The organism is Pseudomonas piscis (assembly GCF_009380155.1).
Classification (GTDB): Bacteria; Pseudomonadota; Gammaproteobacteria; order Pseudomonadales; family Pseudomonadaceae; genus Aquipseudomonas; species Aquipseudomonas piscis.
Genome location: NZ_WHUV01000002.1, coordinates 1,364,556 through 1,381,475, shown reverse-complemented (window position 1 = coordinate 1,381,475; position 16,920 = coordinate 1,364,556). Strand labels below are relative to the sequence as shown.

The 16,920-nt window shown below is 63.2% G+C and carries 18 protein-coding genes; 6 read left to right on the top strand and 12 right to left on the bottom strand.

The window, feature by feature from the left end:
• Window positions 1-11 precede the first annotated feature (11 nt).
• Together GDH07_RS16220 and GDH07_RS16215 are read left to right on the top strand one after the other, a co-directional pair.
• A complete protein-coding gene (locus GDH07_RS16220; protein WP_022643764.1) occupies window positions 12-383 on the top strand; it encodes a hypothetical protein in 372 nt (123 codons plus the stop codon).
• 1 nt (window position 384) lies between these two features.
• Window positions 385-567 (top strand): DUF1289 domain-containing protein, encoded by a 183-nt coding sequence (locus GDH07_RS16215; protein ID WP_068586931.1) that lies wholly within the window; start codon window positions 385-387, stop codon window positions 565-567.
• Window positions 568-595: 28 nt separating this feature from the next.
• Here the strand turns inward: GDH07_RS16215 and GDH07_RS16210 are convergent, their stop codons facing one another.
• The 3 genes from GDH07_RS16210 to GDH07_RS16200 all read right to left on the bottom strand — a co-directional run bounded on the left by GDH07_RS16210 (window position 596) and on the right by GDH07_RS16200 (window position 2,672).
• Complete coding sequence (locus GDH07_RS16210; RefSeq protein ID WP_022643766.1) at window positions 596-1,237, bottom strand: LysE family translocator; 642 nt, start codon at window positions 1,235-1,237, stop codon at window positions 596-598.
• An 85-nt stretch (window positions 1,238-1,322) separates the two neighbouring features.
• Window positions 1,323-1,871, bottom strand: coding sequence for a hypothetical protein (locus GDH07_RS16205; protein WP_152898176.1), 549 nt, complete (start codon window positions 1,869-1,871; stop codon window positions 1,323-1,325).
• 42 nt (window positions 1,872-1,913) lie between these two features.
• Entirely contained in the window at window positions 1,914-2,672 is a 759-nt protein-coding gene (locus GDH07_RS16200) for a hypothetical protein (RefSeq protein ID WP_152898175.1), read from the bottom strand.
• A 305-nt stretch (window positions 2,673-2,977) separates the two neighbouring features.
• Here GDH07_RS16200 and GDH07_RS16195 point away from each other — a divergent pair, with 305 nt between their 5' ends.
• Window positions 2,978-3,652: an ATPase gene (locus tag GDH07_RS16195; RefSeq protein WP_152898174.1), complete on the top strand. Its 675-nt coding sequence runs from the start codon at window positions 2,978-2,980 to the stop codon at window positions 3,650-3,652.
• A 69-nt stretch (window positions 3,653-3,721) separates the two neighbouring features.
• Here the strand turns inward: GDH07_RS16195 and GDH07_RS16190 are convergent, their stop codons facing one another.
• The 6 genes from GDH07_RS16190 to GDH07_RS16165 form a co-directional block, all read right to left on the bottom strand.
• Window positions 3,722-4,573: a CAP domain-containing protein gene (locus tag GDH07_RS16190; RefSeq protein WP_152898173.1), complete on the bottom strand. Its 852-nt coding sequence runs from the start codon at window positions 4,571-4,573 to the stop codon at window positions 3,722-3,724.
• Between the two features lie 93 nt (window positions 4,574-4,666).
• Window positions 4,667-5,362 (bottom strand): DUF1963 domain-containing protein, encoded by a 696-nt coding sequence (locus GDH07_RS16185; protein WP_152898328.1) that lies wholly within the window; start codon window positions 5,360-5,362, stop codon window positions 4,667-4,669.
• A gap of 106 nt (window positions 5,363-5,468) precedes the next feature.
• On the bottom strand, window positions 5,469-7,910 hold the full coding sequence (locus GDH07_RS16180; RefSeq protein WP_343038260.1) for a TonB-dependent siderophore receptor: 2,442 nt from the start codon (window positions 7,908-7,910) through the stop codon (window positions 5,469-5,471).
• A gap of 96 nt (window positions 7,911-8,006) precedes the next feature.
• Window positions 8,007-8,978, bottom strand: coding sequence for a FecR family protein (locus GDH07_RS16175; protein ID WP_343038259.1), 972 nt, complete (start codon window positions 8,976-8,978; stop codon window positions 8,007-8,009).
• Entirely contained in the window at window positions 8,975-9,484 is a 510-nt protein-coding gene (locus GDH07_RS16170) for a sigma-70 family RNA polymerase sigma factor (protein WP_152898172.1), read from the bottom strand. Before GDH07_RS16170 ends, GDH07_RS16175 begins: the two co-directional genes overlap by 4 nt.
• Before the next feature lie 119 nt (window positions 9,485-9,603).
• Window positions 9,604-10,098, bottom strand: a complete 495-nt coding sequence (locus GDH07_RS16165) for a PaaI family thioesterase (protein ID WP_053136281.1) — start codon at window positions 10,096-10,098, stop codon at window positions 9,604-9,606.
• A gap of 711 nt (window positions 10,099-10,809) precedes the next feature.
• On the opposite strand from GDH07_RS16165, the gene mqo reads away from it, so the two are divergent.
• From mqo to GDH07_RS16150, 3 genes are all read left to right on the top strand, one after another.
• Entirely contained in the window at window positions 10,810-12,447 is a 1,638-nt protein-coding gene (mqo, locus tag GDH07_RS16160; RefSeq protein ID WP_022643772.1) for a malate dehydrogenase (quinone), read from the top strand.
• 238 nt (window positions 12,448-12,685) lie between these two features.
• Window positions 12,686-13,405: a GNAT family N-acetyltransferase gene (locus tag GDH07_RS16155; protein ID WP_103323895.1), complete on the top strand. Its 720-nt coding sequence runs from the start codon at window positions 12,686-12,688 to the stop codon at window positions 13,403-13,405.
• Window positions 13,406-13,580: 175 nt separating this feature from the next.
• A complete protein-coding gene (locus GDH07_RS16150) occupies window positions 13,581-14,363 on the top strand; it encodes a DeoR/GlpR family DNA-binding transcription regulator (protein ID WP_152898171.1) in 783 nt (260 codons plus the stop codon).
• 10 nt (window positions 14,364-14,373) lie between these two features.
• Here GDH07_RS16150 and GDH07_RS16145 read toward each other — a convergent pair whose 3' ends face one another.
• The 3 genes from GDH07_RS16145 to GDH07_RS16135 form a co-directional block, all read right to left on the bottom strand.
• The gene (locus tag GDH07_RS16145) at window positions 14,374-14,712 is read right to left on the bottom strand and encodes a hypothetical protein (RefSeq protein ID WP_152898170.1); all 339 of its coding nucleotides are present in this window, start codon (window positions 14,710-14,712) and stop codon (window positions 14,374-14,376) included.
• 3 nt (window positions 14,713-14,715) lie between these two features.
• The gene (locus GDH07_RS16140; RefSeq protein ID WP_152898169.1) at window positions 14,716-15,504 is read right to left on the bottom strand and encodes a nucleotidyltransferase family protein; all 789 of its coding nucleotides are present in this window, start codon (window positions 15,502-15,504) and stop codon (window positions 14,716-14,718) included.
• A gap of 81 nt (window positions 15,505-15,585) precedes the next feature.
• On the bottom strand, window positions 15,586-16,914 hold the full coding sequence (locus GDH07_RS16135; RefSeq protein ID WP_152898168.1) for an MFS transporter: 1,329 nt from the start codon (window positions 16,912-16,914) through the stop codon (window positions 15,586-15,588).
• Window positions 16,915-16,920: the final 6 nt, after the last annotated feature.

Here is a 16,920-nt window from a genome sequence, read left to right as displayed (position 1 = left end):
AAGACTGCGCCATGCCACTGACCAAACGCCAGCAAGCCGCCATGGAGCGCTTGCTGGCCACTACCCTCACCGAAGCCTGCGAAGCGGCCAAGATCCGCCTCGAAGGTTTTTCCTGGTTGACCCACGAAGTGGACTACGCGGTGTTTCCCGCCAGCCTGGTGGTGGTTTGGGTGTTCGCTGCCCAGGCCGACAAGGAGCGAGCCCTGGCGGCAGGAGAGGGGCCGTGGATGATCGAACTCACGGCCCAGGCGCTGGCGGATGCCGGCGTCACCCTTGAACCGGTGGCAGGCCATGTGTTCTTCGACAGCGAAGAACAGTGCCAGCGGATCAGTGGTGGTGATTGGACCCGGCGCCTGGCGCGCCTGCGACCGGGGCGGGGCTGAGATGGCCAAGGAAATCGACAACCCCTGTATTGCTCTGTGCCAGCTCAGCGGCGACTTGTGCGTGAGTTGCGGACGCACCAAGGACGATATCCGCAAGTGGAAACGCATGAAACGCCCGGAGAAGATGGCCGCCGTGCAACGGGCCAGTACCCGGCTCAAGGCCCTGCGCAAAAAGCAGGGTTGAAGGGGCTGGCCTGTCTTCGGCGCGCTGGCTACACCCCTTGCCGGCGCATGGCCAGGATGGTGCTGCCGAAGAAGATGAACGTGGAGCCCACCACCCGGTTGACCCATTTGGACAATGCCGGACGGGTCAGCACGCCTTTGGCCCTGGAGGCCAGCAGGGCGTAGATGCTCAGCGATGTCAGCGACAGCGCCATGAAGATCAGGGTCAGGATGAAGAACTGCGGCAGCAGGGCGGCATGCTGGTCTATGAACTGCGGGAACAGCGCGGTGAAGAAGATGGTCGCCTTGGGGTTGGTGGCGGCGGTCAGGAACGCCGACTTGAACAGTTTGAACCGTGGCGGGGCGCTGACGCCCTGGTCATCCGGGCTGCTGGCGCTGAGCAACGGGCTCTTGCTCAGCAACTGCTTGGCACCGAGGTAGAACAGGTAACCGGCGCCGAGGATCTTCACGGCGTTGAATACCCATTCGGAACTGGCGATCAGCGCCCCCAGGCCCAGCATGGCTGCCGCAGACATGCAGAACAGGCCACTGATATTGCCCAGGGATGACCACAGGGTGGACTTGGCGCCGTAGGTCACGCTGTTGTGCAGCGCTACCAGGGTGGCCGGGCCAGGACTGGCGATGGCAATGGCGGCGACCAGGGTATAGGCGAGTATCGAGTGGGCATCCATGGCTTGGACTCGTCGGGGAAAGAGGGCTGGATTCTACAGGAAAAACTGCCGGTAAATTCTCTGCGACACGCGTCGCAAGGGCCGGCTAGAGCGGTCGGTGGTAGACCACCAGGTCACAGGACGAGGCGATCACCAGGCTCCGGCCGCTGTAGGAAAAGCCAAAGGCCCGGCACTCATGCTCGATGGCCAGCTTGTGGAAGGTCGCCGGGCGGTTGTGCTGGGCGCCGTAGAGCCAGGAACCCGGCTCGACCAGCAACAAGTGTTGTTCGGGCCACGCCAGGGGCACATTGTGCACCGCCCAGCCATCGTCGCTGCCCAAGGGCAGGCTGCCACCATTGATTCCGGACATGGCGATGCGCCGACCCGCCAGGGGGCCGATGCCCTCGGCCTCGAGGTAGCGATCGCTTTCGACTTCCTCGGTATAGTCCCGGGCGATCTTCTCGCCAGTCTCGCAGTCGATGACACTGCGCCCGGCACTGGAAGTCACCAGCAGCAATTCCCGATCACGATCGAAGCCGACTTCCAGCAGGCTGCCGGCGGCGCGCCGGGTGACCAGTACCCAGGGCGCCGGGGCCGGGCTGATCGGCTGCTGCCTGATGGTTTCGCGCAGGGTTTGCAGGGGGGATGGGGCCATGGGGACTCTTTCGATGGTACTGGGCCTGTGAGCGCAGCAAGCTTATTGAATCACCACATCGCTGAACTTCAGAGTCAATGGTTCGCTGTTGTCATCGCGAAATACCAGTTTTATGGCTGGTGTCCTGGTCATTTTGTTGTTGCTTTGCTGGAAAATCAGTGTGACCCGAGTTGGCACATTGCGAATTAATTGGAAGGGCTGCCAGCTCGATGATTCGACTTGTCCGACGCGAATTGCATTGAATGCCAATGGTCCTCCGGATTCGTCGAATAGGCGAGTTTCGCTGTCGAAACGCAAAGTACGATCAACGTTGAGGTTGGTTAGTTCAAATGTGCAGGTCGGCAGGCGTCCAATGTTTTCACAGCTGTCCAACTCGAAACGCACGTTATCCAGCACTTCAATACGTCGACCCAGGAGATTGTTTCCCTCGTTTTCGACAATCTTGGCTTGTAGCTTCGCAAACTCGAACGACGGTTTGGCATATTCGGTTCCGAGAATGAAGAATCCAAGGGAAAGGACACATGCCAAGCCAAACTGCAACGTTCCCCTGAGCACAGGAGTGAGGTTGCGCATTTGCCAGGCTAGGGAAACGGCCGCCAGGAACAGAAAAGTGCTGACCAACAACACCACGTTCTTCCAGCTTACAAAGCTGAAGCCAAATACGCTGGGGTCGGGTACTGCATAGGTGATCAAGGCCCACAGACCGCTCAGTACGACCCCTAGGCCGGCCATGCCGCGAGTGATCAATGAGGTCAGTTTCTGGGTTCGAGTCGGAGGCGTGAGTGAATCTTGTACAGACATAAACGGTACTAACTCCTTGTTATAGGCCGGATCGTGCATCCCTGACGGCGGTTATCTGTAGATTGTGACCATTGATTTCCAAACGGGCTGAAAGGCCTGTATGGCCGCTTGCCATTATCCAGCATCGAGACTGGTGGTAAAGCTGTCTCTCCTGATTGAGTTTCATTCATGCCAACCAGTATCTGGATTGATGCTCTACATCATTGCCGTGATCGATAGTTATCATCAAAAAGTGGAGGTTCCGTTTTTCCTGCAAAGGAGGAAGATAGCGCTTACACCGTTTTTGCTGCAGAAGGAAATACCCGATGAGAATCTCGACTTTGTTGGCCCTTGTCGTCGTCTTGCTCTCGGGAACCGGTACTCCAGCGATGGCTCTGGCTGGCGATGACATGGCCTGCCATTTCCTGCCCATGGCCGACAGCGGCGCCAACCTGCAGCGGGCCCGGTCGGTCGGCGTGCTGTACAGCGAAAACACCCTCAATACCCTCGAGTACCTCGAGCACTACCATTCGGTGGCGCTCAACGGCGCGAAGAACGCCGGTCTCGATCCTCGTATCAGCCAGGCCTTCGTCGACAGTTCCGATCCGAAATTGGCGATCAACTGGCTGATGGCGTCGCTGAACAAGCACTTTGCTGCGGTGACCGTCTACGACAACCTCGATGCCGTGGTCCAGGCCCATCCCGATGTGGTGGTAATGCTCGACACCTACAACCAGTTGGTGACCAAGCGCAACAATCGAGTGGAGGCGCGCTTCATCGCCAAGTTCTACGACTCCAACCTGCAGTACATCGGCCAGGCCGAAGGGGTTCGGGCCAAGGACATGCCTTCAGTCTGGGTACGGGGCAAGGCGGCCCCGGAAATCGCTGCCCAGATCAACCAGCAGACCGATTTGCAACTCGATGCCCTGAAACAATTCGACGTCTCGCTCAAGGCCCTGGTGACCCAGGAGGATGCCGGGCAGATGGCGGTCAATCAGTGACGTTTTCCTGGCTGCAATGCAAACGCCCCGACTTGTCGGGGCGTTTTCGTTCAGGGGGGGCATGCACGCTCAAGGCGCGCCGAACATCGCGGTCCAGTAGATGCCTGCATCGCTTTTCGGGTCCACCGCGTAGGCCGCGCCCAGTTCCTGGTAGCCGGGGTTCATCAGGTTGGCGCAGTGCCCGGGGCTGGCCAGCCAGCCGTCCAGCACCTTGCGCACGCTGTCCTGGCCAGCGGCGATGTTCTCGCCCACTTGCTGGCCGGCGTAACCTGCCAGTTCCGCACGGTCGCCTGGGGTGCGGCCATCGTGGTCCTTGTGGTCGAAGTAGTTCTGATTGGCCATGGCCCGGCTGTGTTCCTGGGCGGTGCTGCCCAGGGTGGCGTTCCAGGTCAGCGGCGCGGTGGCGGCAAAACCCTGGCCGCCGCATTGCCGTGCCTGGCTGCGGGCGTTGTTGATCTGCGCCAGCAATTGCTGGCCCTCGGCCTGCCAGTCGCCCAGGCGCGCCGAGAGCAATGGGCGGGCGAGGACGATGCGCCACTGGGCGGCCTGGCGATTGACCGCGATATCGACGAACTGCGGATCCAGCACCACCTGGCAGAAACTCTCGCGGATCGCCTGCATCGCCGCCTGGGCATCACGCGGGCCGGAGAGGCTGATGGCCTGGACGTTGACCATGGGGTACGCCGCCCGTGCCAGGGCCTGCTGCAGGTCGCCGACGTTGTCCACCGGCAGGATCAGGCGCGGGTCGCTGGCCAGCGGCGGCAGTTCGGACGAGGCCTGGTTGGCGCAGCGTTGCGGCTGGCTGCGGTAGGCGTTGATTGCCTCGATCAGCTGCGCCTGGTCGTCGGCCATGGCCCCGGCCGGGCCCAGCAGGGCCAGGGACAGGGTGGCAACGGGCAACAGCAATGAGCGCATGGACATGAAGGTCTCCCAGGAATCGGACGCGCCCATGATGCACTCGCCGCCAGGGCTTTTCACCCATTGGCGGATGAAATCGGCGTCAGCCGAAGCGCCTCAGTAGAAGTCGTAGTACAGCGCCCATTCGCCGCTGTCCCGGTGCTTCCAGAACATCAGGCTGCCACTGTCCACCACGTTGAGATTGATCTTGGCGTCGGAGGAGATCTGCATCACGAACTCGAAGCCTTCGCCCGGGTCGACCCCCGACTGGCAGAACGATGGATAGCCCCCCAGCTTGTGTTCGTAGCAGTGGGTGGTCAGGTCGTAGTAGCACTCGATGCGGCCGGAACGTTCCAGTTCGAGGATTTCCAGCTCCAGGTCCCGGGGCACGCCGCCACCGTCCCACAGCGGGTAGTCGGCGGGCACCACCTCGGCCTTGAGCGGGAAGGGCTTGAGAAAGGCCTTCTCGGCCGTCAGTTCCTTGCGCACCAATACGTCCTCGTCACGGTATTCGCGTACCAGCCAGCGCTCGCCCATGGGCTCGAGCTCATCGGGAAAGGGGTTGGCGATGAACACCGTGAGTACCTTGACTCCTTGCAAATGCGGGCTGCGAAAGGGCAGGGAGGGCAGGTGGAACTGGGCGAAGGGCAGCAGGATTTCCCCCGCGCTGTTGATTGGCAGCTCTTCTTCTTCGCGAAACAGGAAGACTCGGCCCAGCCAACTCTCTTCATCGCTATGGCTGGGGCGAAAACCGCCGGCGGTGAACTTCAGCGCCGGTTTGGCCAGTCGGTCCTGGATGCTCTGGATGTCCATGGTCAAGTACAGCGTCCTTTATGGGGGGAAACGGGAGCGCGATCATACAAAAGCCGAGCCTGGCGCGCAGCGCCCGAATGCGCTTCGGGCGCTGCGTTGGCGCGCTTTAGAACTGCGGCGTGTATTTCACGCTGAGCATGAAGTTGCGCGGGTCGCCAAAGCTATTGTTGCCATCCAGTTGGTTATAGCCAGAGATGTAGTAGTGCTTGTCGAACAAGTTGTAGGCATTGAGCGCCAGGCTGACCTGGTCGTTGAGCTGGTAGGCGATACGAGCGTTCCAGACGGTGTAGCCCGGTACCTTGTAGCTTCGCTCGTAACCCAGGGTATGGCTCTGGCTGGTGAAGCCCAGGCCGGTGCTGACCTTGCTCCACTCGCCGTCCAGGCGATAGTCGCCCCACACCCGCAGCATGTGTTTTGGGGTCCAGGTGCTGAAGGTCCGCCCCTGTTCCTGTGGGTCCTTGAGGATCTTGGTGGTGTTGTAGGTGTAGCCCGCGGCCAGTTGCAGGCGATCCAGCACTTCGCCACTGACTTCGGCTTCCAGGCCCTGGCTGCGCACCTGGCCCGAGGCGGTGGAGCAGTACCAGCCATCGCAGGCAAAACCCGAGGCCTTGTCCTGGACGGCGCGGTTCTTCTGGTCGTAGCGGAACAGCGCCAGGGACGTGTTGACCTGGCCATCGAGCAATTCGCCCTTGAGTCCTACTTCATAGTTGGTGCCGATCACCGGTTGCAGCACCGAACCGCTGGCGGTGCGTGAGTTCTGGGGTTCGAACACATCGGTGTAGCTGGCGTAGAGCGACCACTGGCGGCTCAAGTCATAGATGAAACCGGCGTAGGGCGTGACTTCGCCGGTGTCGGTCATGGTGCTCGGCGACTGCACCGTGGCCTTGCGCGTGATGGCTTGGTAATCGGTGGCATCGTAGCGATAGTCGTACCAGCTCACACGCGAGCCCAGCACCAGGGTCAAGTCCTGCACCGGCTTGATCCGCCAACTGCCGTACAGGCCTTTCTGGCGGATGTCGTAGCGGCTGTGGGTGGCACGGCCACCGGGAGTATTGAGCAGGCTGTCGTAGCTGATGGGCGGCCGGTCATGCTCGATGGCGAAGATGTTGCCGCCATTGTTGAAGGTGCGGGCAAACACGTCGTCGCTGGTCATCTTCGAGTAGTTGCCGCCCAGGGTCACCTCCTGCTCCATGGACAGGCCCTCGAAGCGTCCAGTGAGGTTCATGTCCAGGCCGATCTTGGTGTTGTCGAAATCGGTGACCCAGTCGGCGTACTGCACGCCGCTGCCGTCGGCATCGAGGCCGTCGGCGATGGTCTGGGTGCGCTGCTGGGTCGAGTCGTTGTCTTCGCTCATGCGCACGGCGCCGACCTTGAACGTCCAGTCCTGGTTGAAGCGATGCTCCAGGTCGGCGTACAGGGTAGTGACGTTGATCTGCGAATGGTTCCAGCGGGCACCGCTGTAGGTCGAGCGGGGCACGTCGACCGGGCTGCCATCGGCGTGTCGTGGCAGGCCACGGATCATCGGCCGTGATTCGGCTTCCGAGCGGCTCACCGCCAGGCCCAGGGTAGTGTCGTCGCTGAAGTCGAAGTCCAGGGCACCGTACAGGGAATGGGTCTTGCTCCACTGCTTGTCGATGAACGAACCGCTCTGGTCTTCGTCTAGCACCATCCGCCCGCGTACCGTGCCGGCATCGTTCAGCGGGCCGCCGGCATCCAGTTGCAGGCCATAGTGGTCCCAGGACCCGGCCTTGCCGGTCAGGGTCACGGTCGGGGCGTCCTGGCCGCGCTTGCGCACCAGGTTGATCGCGCCCCCCGGGCTGCCGGTGCCCTGCAGCAGGCCGGAGGCGCCGCGCAACACTTCCAGGCGGTCGAAGAAAATCAGGTCCTGGGTCGCCCAGTTGCCCAGCGAGTAGGTGTTGCGCGGAATCGGCACGCCATCGTATTGCCAATCGTCGATCTGGAAGCCCCGCGACGACAGGATCATGCCTTTGCCCACCCCTTGCACACCCACCAGGCCGGTGGTCTGGTTGGCGGCGGCCTTGAGGTCGGTCAAGCCCTGGTCATCCAGTTGCTTGCGGGTCATGACCGTGACCGATTGCGGGATTTCTCGCAGGCTGTGTTGGCCCTTGCCGATGGTTACGGCGCGTGTGGCGTAGGAGTTGGAGCCTTCGGTGGTGGCGCTGTCGAACCCGCTCTCGACGATGTCGGTCATGCCCAGTTGTACCCCGGCGCTACCGGCGGGGAGCGGTTCGACGCTGAAGTGGCCACTGGCGGTGAGCCGCAGTTGCAAGCCGCTATCGACCAAGGCGGCGCGCATGGCCTGGGCCGGCGTCATCGTGCCGTTCACTGCTGGCGCCTGCTTGCCCGAGACCAGGCCTGGGTCCAGGGACAACACGACGCCGCTCTGGCCGGCAATGGCATTGAGCGTCACCGCCAGCGGGCCGGCTGGCAGGTTGAAGGGACGGGACTGCTCCTGGGCCAGGGCGGGACCGCTCAGGGCAGTCACGGCGATGGCGACGGGCATGGCATGGAACCAAGGGTTGCGCACGAAATTCTCCTGATTGCGTTGAAGTGTCAGGAGATAGGTGGGACGAAAAGTCAAAACCAGACACGAATGAGAGTTATTTTTAAAAAATATCCACTCTCAACTTCGTGGCTGGATCAACGTGAGCCAAGGGCTGTAGCGCTCGATGCGGATGGGCAGGGTCTGGGCCAGCGCGTCGAGGGCGCGTTCCGGATCATCCAGGGGAAATACCCCCTGGACGCGCAGTTGGCTGACCGCCTGGCTGACTCGGACAAAGCCCCGGCAGTAGGGACGCAGCGCGGCAATGACCTGCTCCAGGGAGTCGTCCAGCACGCTCAGGCGGCCGTTGAGCCAGTCGCCACGGTATGCCTGGTCCTGCGCCAGCAGCTCGATCCGCCCAGGATGCAGCAGCGCGGCCTGGCCCTGTTGCAGGTCCTGTACTGGGCCGGTGCGCAAGCGCAGGCGCACTGAATGTTCCTGTACCACGACCCGGCTGGCATCGGCTTCCTGGCTCACCAGGAAGCGCGTGCCCAGGGCCTGGACCTGGCCTTGCAGGGTACGCACGAGTAGGGGGCGCGAGGGGTCCCTGGCCACCTGGATTAGCAGTTGCCCGTGACGCAGGAGCACCAGCCGTTGCTGGTGGTTGAAGCTCAGGTCCACGGAGCTTTCGGCATCCAGGCTCAGGCGGCTGCCATCGGGCAGGATGAAATCCCGGCGTTGGCCCCGGCCGGTACTGAAGTCCGCCAGCAGGGTTTCACCAACTTGCGTCCGGGCACCCAGCCACAGGCCGCCGCCCAGTAGGCCGAGCCCGGCCAGCCCACGCAGCAGTTGCCGGCGCGAGGCATGGGGGCTGAGCAGCAATTGTCGTGCTTCGCCCGCTTGTCCCGGCAGGCGCTGGTCGAGGGCGCGCAAGGTATTGAATGAAGTTCCCAGCCTGGCTTGCAGTTGCTTCCAGGCTTGGGCATGGGCGGCATCGTTGGCCAGCCAGGTGGCCAGTTCATGCTCCAGGCGTGGGTCGGCTTCGCCGGCACGCAGGCGCACCATCCAGTCGATGGCCTGCTCGACCACCGGGTCCAGGCGTTGCCGGCTCACAGTGCAAGCTCACTCAGGTAACACTGGCGCAGGGCTTGTTTCATGTAGCGGCTGACAGTGCGTTCGGACAACTGCAGCTTGTCGGCGATCGCCACATAGCTCAGGCCATCGAGCTGGCTGTAGAGGAAGGCGGTCTTGACGACCATCGGCAGGCCATCCAGCGCACGATCGATCGCCACCAGGGCCTCGATCAGCAGCAGTTGTTCTTCGGGGGAGGGCGCGAGCAATTCCGGCAGGGCGCTCAGGCGCTGCAGGTAGGCCTGTTCCAGCTGGCGCCGCCGATGCCGGTCGAACACCAGGCGCCGGGCGATGGTGGACAGGTAGGCCCGGGGTTGTTCGATGCTGTCCGGGTCGACCTGGGCGCTGAGCAACTGGCAGAAGGTATCCGCGGCGGTGTCTTCGGCGTCGGCACGGTTGCCCAGGCGTTTTTGAATGTGTTGCAGCAGCCACCGGTGATGGTCACTGAAAAAGAAGCCCAGCTTGTTGCTCGCAGATGAGTGCACCATTGGCCGCCGAGATGTGAGTGTGAATCGTTCTCAATAATACAAGGGCGTCGAACAGGACTGCAATCGTCGCATGAGGGCGCTGTGGCCCTCATCGATCGGCACGGCATGGAGCGCTGATTTCAGCTTTCACGGCCGTGGGCCGCGTCGGCCAGCTGCTGGGTATCGACCCGCACGAACAGCGAATCGCCGATGGCCGTGAGCACGTCGCCGGCATACACCTCGCACACCACCCGGCTCTTGCGTGCCACCTCACCTTCGACCCGGGCCCGCAGGGTCAGGGGCACGCCCATGGGGGTCGGCTTGATGAACTTGATCCCCAGGTTGCCGGTCACGCAGTCGATGCGCGGCAGGCTGCCCGGGGCCCGCTGTTCGTTGCGGTAGTGGTAGGCCATGGCGGTCCAGTTGGAGTGGCAGTCCACCAGCATGGCGATCAGCCCGCCATACACCAGGTCCGGCCAGCCGCAGTACTTGGCCTCCGGCAGGTGTTCGGCGATCACGTGGATACCGTCCTCGTGCCAGTGGCTCTTGATGTGCAGGCCGTGGTGGTTGCTGCTGCCGCAGCCGAAGCAGGCGCCCTCGGGCGCGGTGGTGTCTTGCAGGGAAGTCGCGTGCATGGTTGTTCTTCTTGTCCTTGACGATGGTCTGGAGGGTATCGCGGTCGGCCATGATGCCCGTGGTGGTGCCACAGGCCAAGGTCTGCGGCGGCGCCGGGGAAGGATTTGCGCCAGCGTCCTTGTGACGCATTGATTGCGGCGGATGTCGTAGTGCCTCGGGGTTTGCCAAGGGCGCCGCAGCCAAGACAGGCTGATGCCGTAATGATATTCTTGCGCTGAATCGGTTCATCGTTTGTGCAAAAATATGCCCCCTGTGCTTTGCTTCAAATGGCCTGATCGGGTCCTTTGCAAGCGTGCGGGTGTCTCTGGCAAACCCGCCGAGCGTAATGTCAGGCAGTGTCCATCCACCTTCCTTGGTGGAATCCGACCCTTTTTCCCTGCTGGTTCCCGCGAAGGCGGGTACCGCCGTTGCCCGTCGATTCGGCGCCAGCGGAATATGGAAAGGAGCAGGGTGGCTGCCTGTCGGCTGCGTCCCGTGACGAGCCCCGAGTAACAAGTGTCACTCATGTAGCTGAGCCAACAACGACAAGAAGTCAGCACCGGAGCGATATACAACTGAGGTCGAGCGCGTTTCGTCGGCCTTGTGTGCCCACCCCCCAGTTCTCATGAATGCGTTCATCCGGGACCTGCGAAATGCCTGTTTCGCACCCTCCGGGATTCACAGGATCGAGGATCGGGCGGCGGATGGCGTTCTATCGTAGGTACTACAGAATGTTGAAGAAAGTGAACACGGCCCTCATCGGGCTGGCGATGTCGATAGGTCTGACGACCGCCCATGCGGCTGAGCCGAAGAAAGTGGATGTGCTGCTGATCGGCGGCGGCATCATGAGTTCGACCCTCGGGGTCTGGCTCAACGAGCTGCAGCCGGACTGGTCCATGGAGATGGTCGAGCGCCTGGATGGCGTGGCCGAGGAAAGCTCCAACGGCTGGAACAACGCCGGTACCGGTCACTCGGCCCTGGCCGAGCTGAACTACACCCCTGAAGGCAAGGACGGCAAGATCGAGATCGCCAAGGCCATCGAGATCAACGAAGCGTTCCAGATCTCCCGCCAGTTCTGGTCGTGGCAGGTCAAGAGCGGCGTCCTGAAGAACCCGCGTTCGTTCATCAACTCCACGCCGCACATGAGCTTCGTCTGGGGCGATGACAACATCAAGTTCCTCAAGGCTCGTTACGAAGCCCTGCAAGCCAGCCCGCTGTTCAGCGGCATGCAGTACTCCGAAGACGCCGAGCAGATCAAGAAGTGGGTTCCACTGATGATGGAAGGGCGTGACCCGGCGCAGAAGATCGCTGCGACCTGGAGCCCGATCGGCACGGACGTCAACTTCGGCGAGATCACCCGCCAGTTCGTCGCCCACTTGCAGGCCCAGCCCAACTTCGCCCTGAAGCTGTCCAGCGAAGTAGAAGAAATCGAGCGCAATCAAGATGGCTCGTGGCGCGTGACCTACAAGAACCTCAAGGACGGTTCGAAAACCGAGACCGACGCCAAGTTCGTGTTCATCGGCGCTGGTGGCGGTGCCCTGCACCTGCTGCAGAAGTCGGGTATCCCCGAGGCCAACGAATACGCCGGTTTCCCGGTGGGTGGCTCGTTCCTGGTGACCGACAACGCCAGCGTTGCCGAGCAGCACCTGGCCAAGGCCTACGGCAAGGCTTCGGTGGGCGCGCCACCGATGTCCGTACCGCACCTGGACACCCGCGTGCTGGATGGCAAGCGCGTGATCCTGTTTGGCCCGTTCGCTACCTTCTCCACCAAGTTCCTCAAGGAAGGTTCGTACTTCGACCTGCTGACCAGCACCACCACCCACAACATCTGGCCGATGACCAAGGTGGGCATCGAGCAGTACCCGCTGGTGGAATACCTGGCCGGCCAGCTGATGCTGTCGGATGACGACCGTTTCGCGGCGCTCAAGGAATACTTCCCCAACGCCAAGCAGGAAGACTGGCGCCTGTGGCAGGCCGGCCAGCGTGTGCAGATCATCAAGCGTGACGAAGAGAAGGGCGGCGTGCTGAAACTGGGCACCGAGATCGTCGCTTCCCAGGACGGCAGCATCGCCGGCCTGCTGGGCGCGTCTCCGGGCGCTTCGACCGCCGCGCCGATCATGCTCAGCGTGCTGCAGAAAGTCTTCAAGGACCAGGTGGCCACTCCAGCCTGGCAAGAGAAGCTGAAGCAGATCGTACCGAGCTACGGCACTGCCCTGAACGACAGCCCTGAGCGTGTGGCCAAAGAGTGGGCCTACACCGCCGAAGTGCTGCAGCTGACCACGCCGCCACCAGTCAAGGGTGCGGCTCCTCAAGCGCCGGCCAGCATGGCCAAGCCTGAGAGCAACCCAGCGGCCGACATGGCGCTGTAAGCCCCGCTCCCGCCCGCGTTCGCCGGGCGGGACATCGCCGATGCCCTTGGCATCGGCTGGCTGGTCCGATTGCGGTGGCGTGTCGCCGCCGCAATGGGTCAGCAAACTCCCCAAGCCCTCCCAATCTTGCCTTGCCTTGCCTTGCCTTGCGGCGCTGCGCCCCTGCGCCTGCATGAAGGGGTATCATGGCGCGCCCGCTCCCGGCGGACATGCCCCAACCCTCGGAGTCACCACCCAGATGTCCAGCATCACCCTGTTCCAGGCCCCGCCCACCGAAGCCATCCAGAGCCAGATCCAGCAGATGGTGGTGGACTACATCACCGACATCAGCGCGGTCGCCATCGCTCCCAGCAATCCGCTGTACAACCTCTACCAGTACGGCGTCGGCTACGAGGTGCACCTGTACCTGCAGGCCATGGACGGTTCCCGGGATCTTGCCGTGGAGTTGCTGGTGGCCAGCGACCCGCTGGACCCGGAGCAGGTGCAGGGCTTCTTGCTCTACCTGCCGCTCAAGGACGACCCAGAAGCTTGCGCCGTGGCCTATATGGCGGTCCGCCAGGACCTGCGCCGCCAGGGCATTGCCCGGCAGATGCTGGCGGCGATGCGCGCACGCTATCCCCATGCCGAGCTGGCCTGCAGCCCGGCCAAGCTCCAGTGCTTCGAGGCCCTGGGGTTCCAACTGCTGGGCGCCCGTGGCCCGCAGGTGCTGATGAATACCCGCGAGCATGGCAGCGATGGCTTGCTGGCAGTGCTGGATGTGGCGCCGATCTACAACTCGGTGGAGGTGCGGCAGATCCATACCTACTTGCTGGCGCAGCATGGGCGCAAGGCGATGATCGAGGCGGAGAAGAAGCGCGACCGCCACCTCGACCAATTGACCCGCCAGGCCCAAGCCCTGGTGCGCGAGCGCCTCGGCGAAGCGGCCTTGCATCGCTCGCGGGCACCGCGCCTGGTCTGACCCTGCTCCGGCAGATCTTGCGGTCGCTGCGCGCCCTGCGGCAGCGGCTACACGAAGCCTCCGCTGTCGAGCCGCGCCAAGGCCGCAGGGCCTTCGGGTGGTACTGGGTCCAGGGGCTTGTACCGCTGCTCTTGCCTGGATAATCTCGCACAAACACGCAGAATCGGGCATCAACATGCAAAACCTGCATTCCACCGCTGAACTGCCGTCCCTGCGCCGGCAAAAGATCCTCCTGCTGCTGGAGCGCGACGGCAAGGTCATGGCCGCCGAGCTGAGCCGGCATTTCTCAGTTTCCGAGGACACCATCCGCCGTGACCTGGCGGAGCTGGATGCCGCTGGCCTGGTGCAGCGGGTCCACGGTGGCGCGCTGCCCCGGCCCAAGGACAGTGGCAAGGATTACTTCACCCGGGTAGGCGAGACCGACGTGGTGAAAATGCGCCTGGCGCAGTTCGCCGCACAGTGGGTGCAGGAGGGGCAGACGGTGTTGTTCGACTCCGGCTCCACCACTTTGCACATCGCCCGCTCGCTGCCCCGGGATATCGGCCTGACTGCGGTCACCGCCTCGCCGCTGATTGCCGTGGCCCTGGCCGAATACCCCAGGGCCCGAGTGATCCTGGCTGGCGGCCAGCTCAACCCGGCGACCTTGGCCGCCAGCGGCCATGAAGCGCTGCGGATACTCCAGGGGATCAAGGCCGACCTGCTGTTCACCGGGGTCTGCGCGATCCACCCGGAGATCGGCATCAGCTCCCTGCATTTCGATGAAGTGCCGATCAAGCAGGCGATGTTCGACAGCGCCGCGCAAGTGATCGCCGTGACTACCGCCGACAAGCTCGGGGCCATGGAGCCTTTTGTCGTGGCGCCCTGCAACCGCCTGCACCGGCTGGTTACAGAGCGGGAAGTGGCGAGCGCGGAGCTCGAAGGCTATCGACAGCAGGGAGTCGAGGTACTGCAGGTCTGACCCTTGGCAGTTACCAGAGCAGGGCTTCTACTTCGTCGAACCTGTCCGCCACTTTCAGGAACGTCTGCGCCCAGCCGCTGCTGAGGCTGACTTCCTGCAGCGGACCGGTGACGGCGAAGAGCACCGCCACACTCGACCGCTCGGGCAACCTTCCGGCCTGCAGGGTGGCGATCAGCCCGAGCAACTCGGCGCTAGCCTGCTCCTGTCCGGTCCAGCTGGACCAGCAGAAATCGTTGTCGGGCAGCGACACCAGCTCCAGCGCGGCCTCTAGTACAAGGACCAGTGCTTCGCGGGGCTGGCTGCGGTCCAAGCCCTGGTGCAGCAGTTGCTGGGTGTGATGCAGATCCATGGGTCAGCCCCTGGGGCAAAGGGTATCGGCTTGCTGGCTCATCCACTGCGCCATCTGCCGCAAGCGGCTGCTGAAACCGGCATCGGCGGGACTTGTCGCTTCGGCGGCTTGGCGGAACTCGTCGATGACCGCCTTCATTTGCGGGTAGCGCCGCACAAACAGCTGGGCATGTTCGTCCAGGCTGCGGGGCCAGCTCGGTTCCTGCTCTGGGCGCAGCAGGTTGGTCGCGCGAAGGAGCTTGCGCGAGGCCTCGCGTTGCAGGCGCAGGATCTGCCCAGGCGTCGGTGCGTGGTCGATGCGCGTGGCGTAGTCATTCAGCACCGCAAGAAAATCGCCGTTCACCGCCAGGGCTATTTCCCGGCTGGGCTTGAACGGGGCGAAGTGCTGGCGCAGGTCCTCGCCCAGCAGGCAGCGACAATGATGCTTGAGCCAATAGCCCCAGCTGTGGCGATTGTCGCTGGCCAGGGCTTGCTCCAGGTGGCCGATATCGAAATCGATCTTCGACACCTCGGGGTGCCGCGCCTGTAATTGCAGGCGCAGCTGTTCCAGCTCGTCGAGCAGGCCCGGGGCAGGTGGCTGTCGCAGGATGAGGGTCAGGTCCAGGTCGGAGATTCCAACCCGGGCCTCGCCCCGGGCCACGCTGCCGTACAGGTAGAGGCTGTGCAGCGATGGCTGGCCCAGGCTGTGGCACAGCTCATCGAGCAAGGCACCGAACCCAGGTTGCAGGGGCGGCTCGGGAGGCAACTTGATCAAGCCTTCGGCATCGACGCCGAACGTACTGGGCATTTGCATGGGATGGCCTGCGAGAAAAAACCAGCGCCAGCTTAACAGGCTGCGGCAGGTCGCTTGGCGCCTACCGCAACCTTGCATCGCTCAGTTCTTGAAGGCCGAGTGCTTGCGGCCCTGGTCGCACAGGGCAAACACCACCACCAGCACCGCGGCAATGGCGAGGATGATCACCACGCCATCGGTGGAGTGGGTGGCCGAGGCGGTCACCAGCGACAGTGCGCCCAGCGGGGCCAGGCCACCGGCGATGGCGGTGCCGATCTCGCGCCCGGTGCCGAAGCCCGAGGAGCGGGTTGCGGTGGGGAACTGGCGGCTGAGGAACGAGCCCTGGGGCGCGAACATCATCGGTGCCAGGATGCCGGTGCCGACCCCGATGGCCAGGTAGATCATCAGGCTGTCGCCGGTATTGAGCAGGGCCAGGAAGGGGTAGGCGAACAGCACCGAGAACAGGCCGCCGAGCACCAGGACGGTCTTGCTGCTCCACTTGTCGCACAGCCAGCCGAAGAACGGCACGGCGACGATGGCCACCAGGCTGGCAATGGTCACCGACAGCGAGGTCACGTGCACGTCGACGTGCTTGTACTGGGTCAGGTAGGCCAGGGAGAAGGTCTTGAAGATGTAGCTCAGGGCGTTGTAGCCGATGGCCACGAAGAACACCACGGCCAGGCCCTTGAGGTCGTTCTTGAACAGTGCCTTGAGTGGCGAGGCCTGGGCCTTGCGGCTCTGCTGGTCCAGTTCCTTGAACTCCGGGGTTTCCGGAATGCTCTTGCGCACCCACAGGCCGACGCCCACCAGCACGATGCTGCACACGAAAGGAATGCGCCAGCCGCCGGCCAAGAGGAATTCGTTGCCGTTGATGGTCAGCAGGTAGATGGTCAGCGACGACAGCAGCAGGCCCAGGTTCAGCCCAAGTGCCGGCCAGGCGCCCTGGCTGCCGCGCTTGCCTTCGCTGGCATGCTCGTAGGAGGTGACCGCCGCGCCGGATAATTCGGCACCGGCACCCAGGCCCTGGATGATCCGGATCGCCACCAGGATGATCGGTGCCCAGATGCCGATGGAGGCGTAGCTGGGGATCAGGCCGATCAGCGCGGTGCATACGCCCATCAGGCAGAAGGTCAGCACCAGCACCTGCTTGCGCCCGAACTTGTCGCCCAGGTAGCCGAACAGCACGCCGCCGAAGGGGCGGGCGATAAAGCCGATGGCGAAGGTGGAGAACGACATCAGCATGGCGCTGTTGGGGTTGCTGGTATCGAAGAAGATCTTCGAGAAGACGATCGCCGCCATGGTGGCGTAGAGGTAGAAGTCGTACCACTCCAGCATCGAGCCGAAGATGGTGGCCGCCGCGACCTTGCGCAGGCGTTTCCTGGTTTGCTGTGGGGTTTCCGCTGCAGTAATGCTGGTTTCAACTGCGGTCATCGGGTG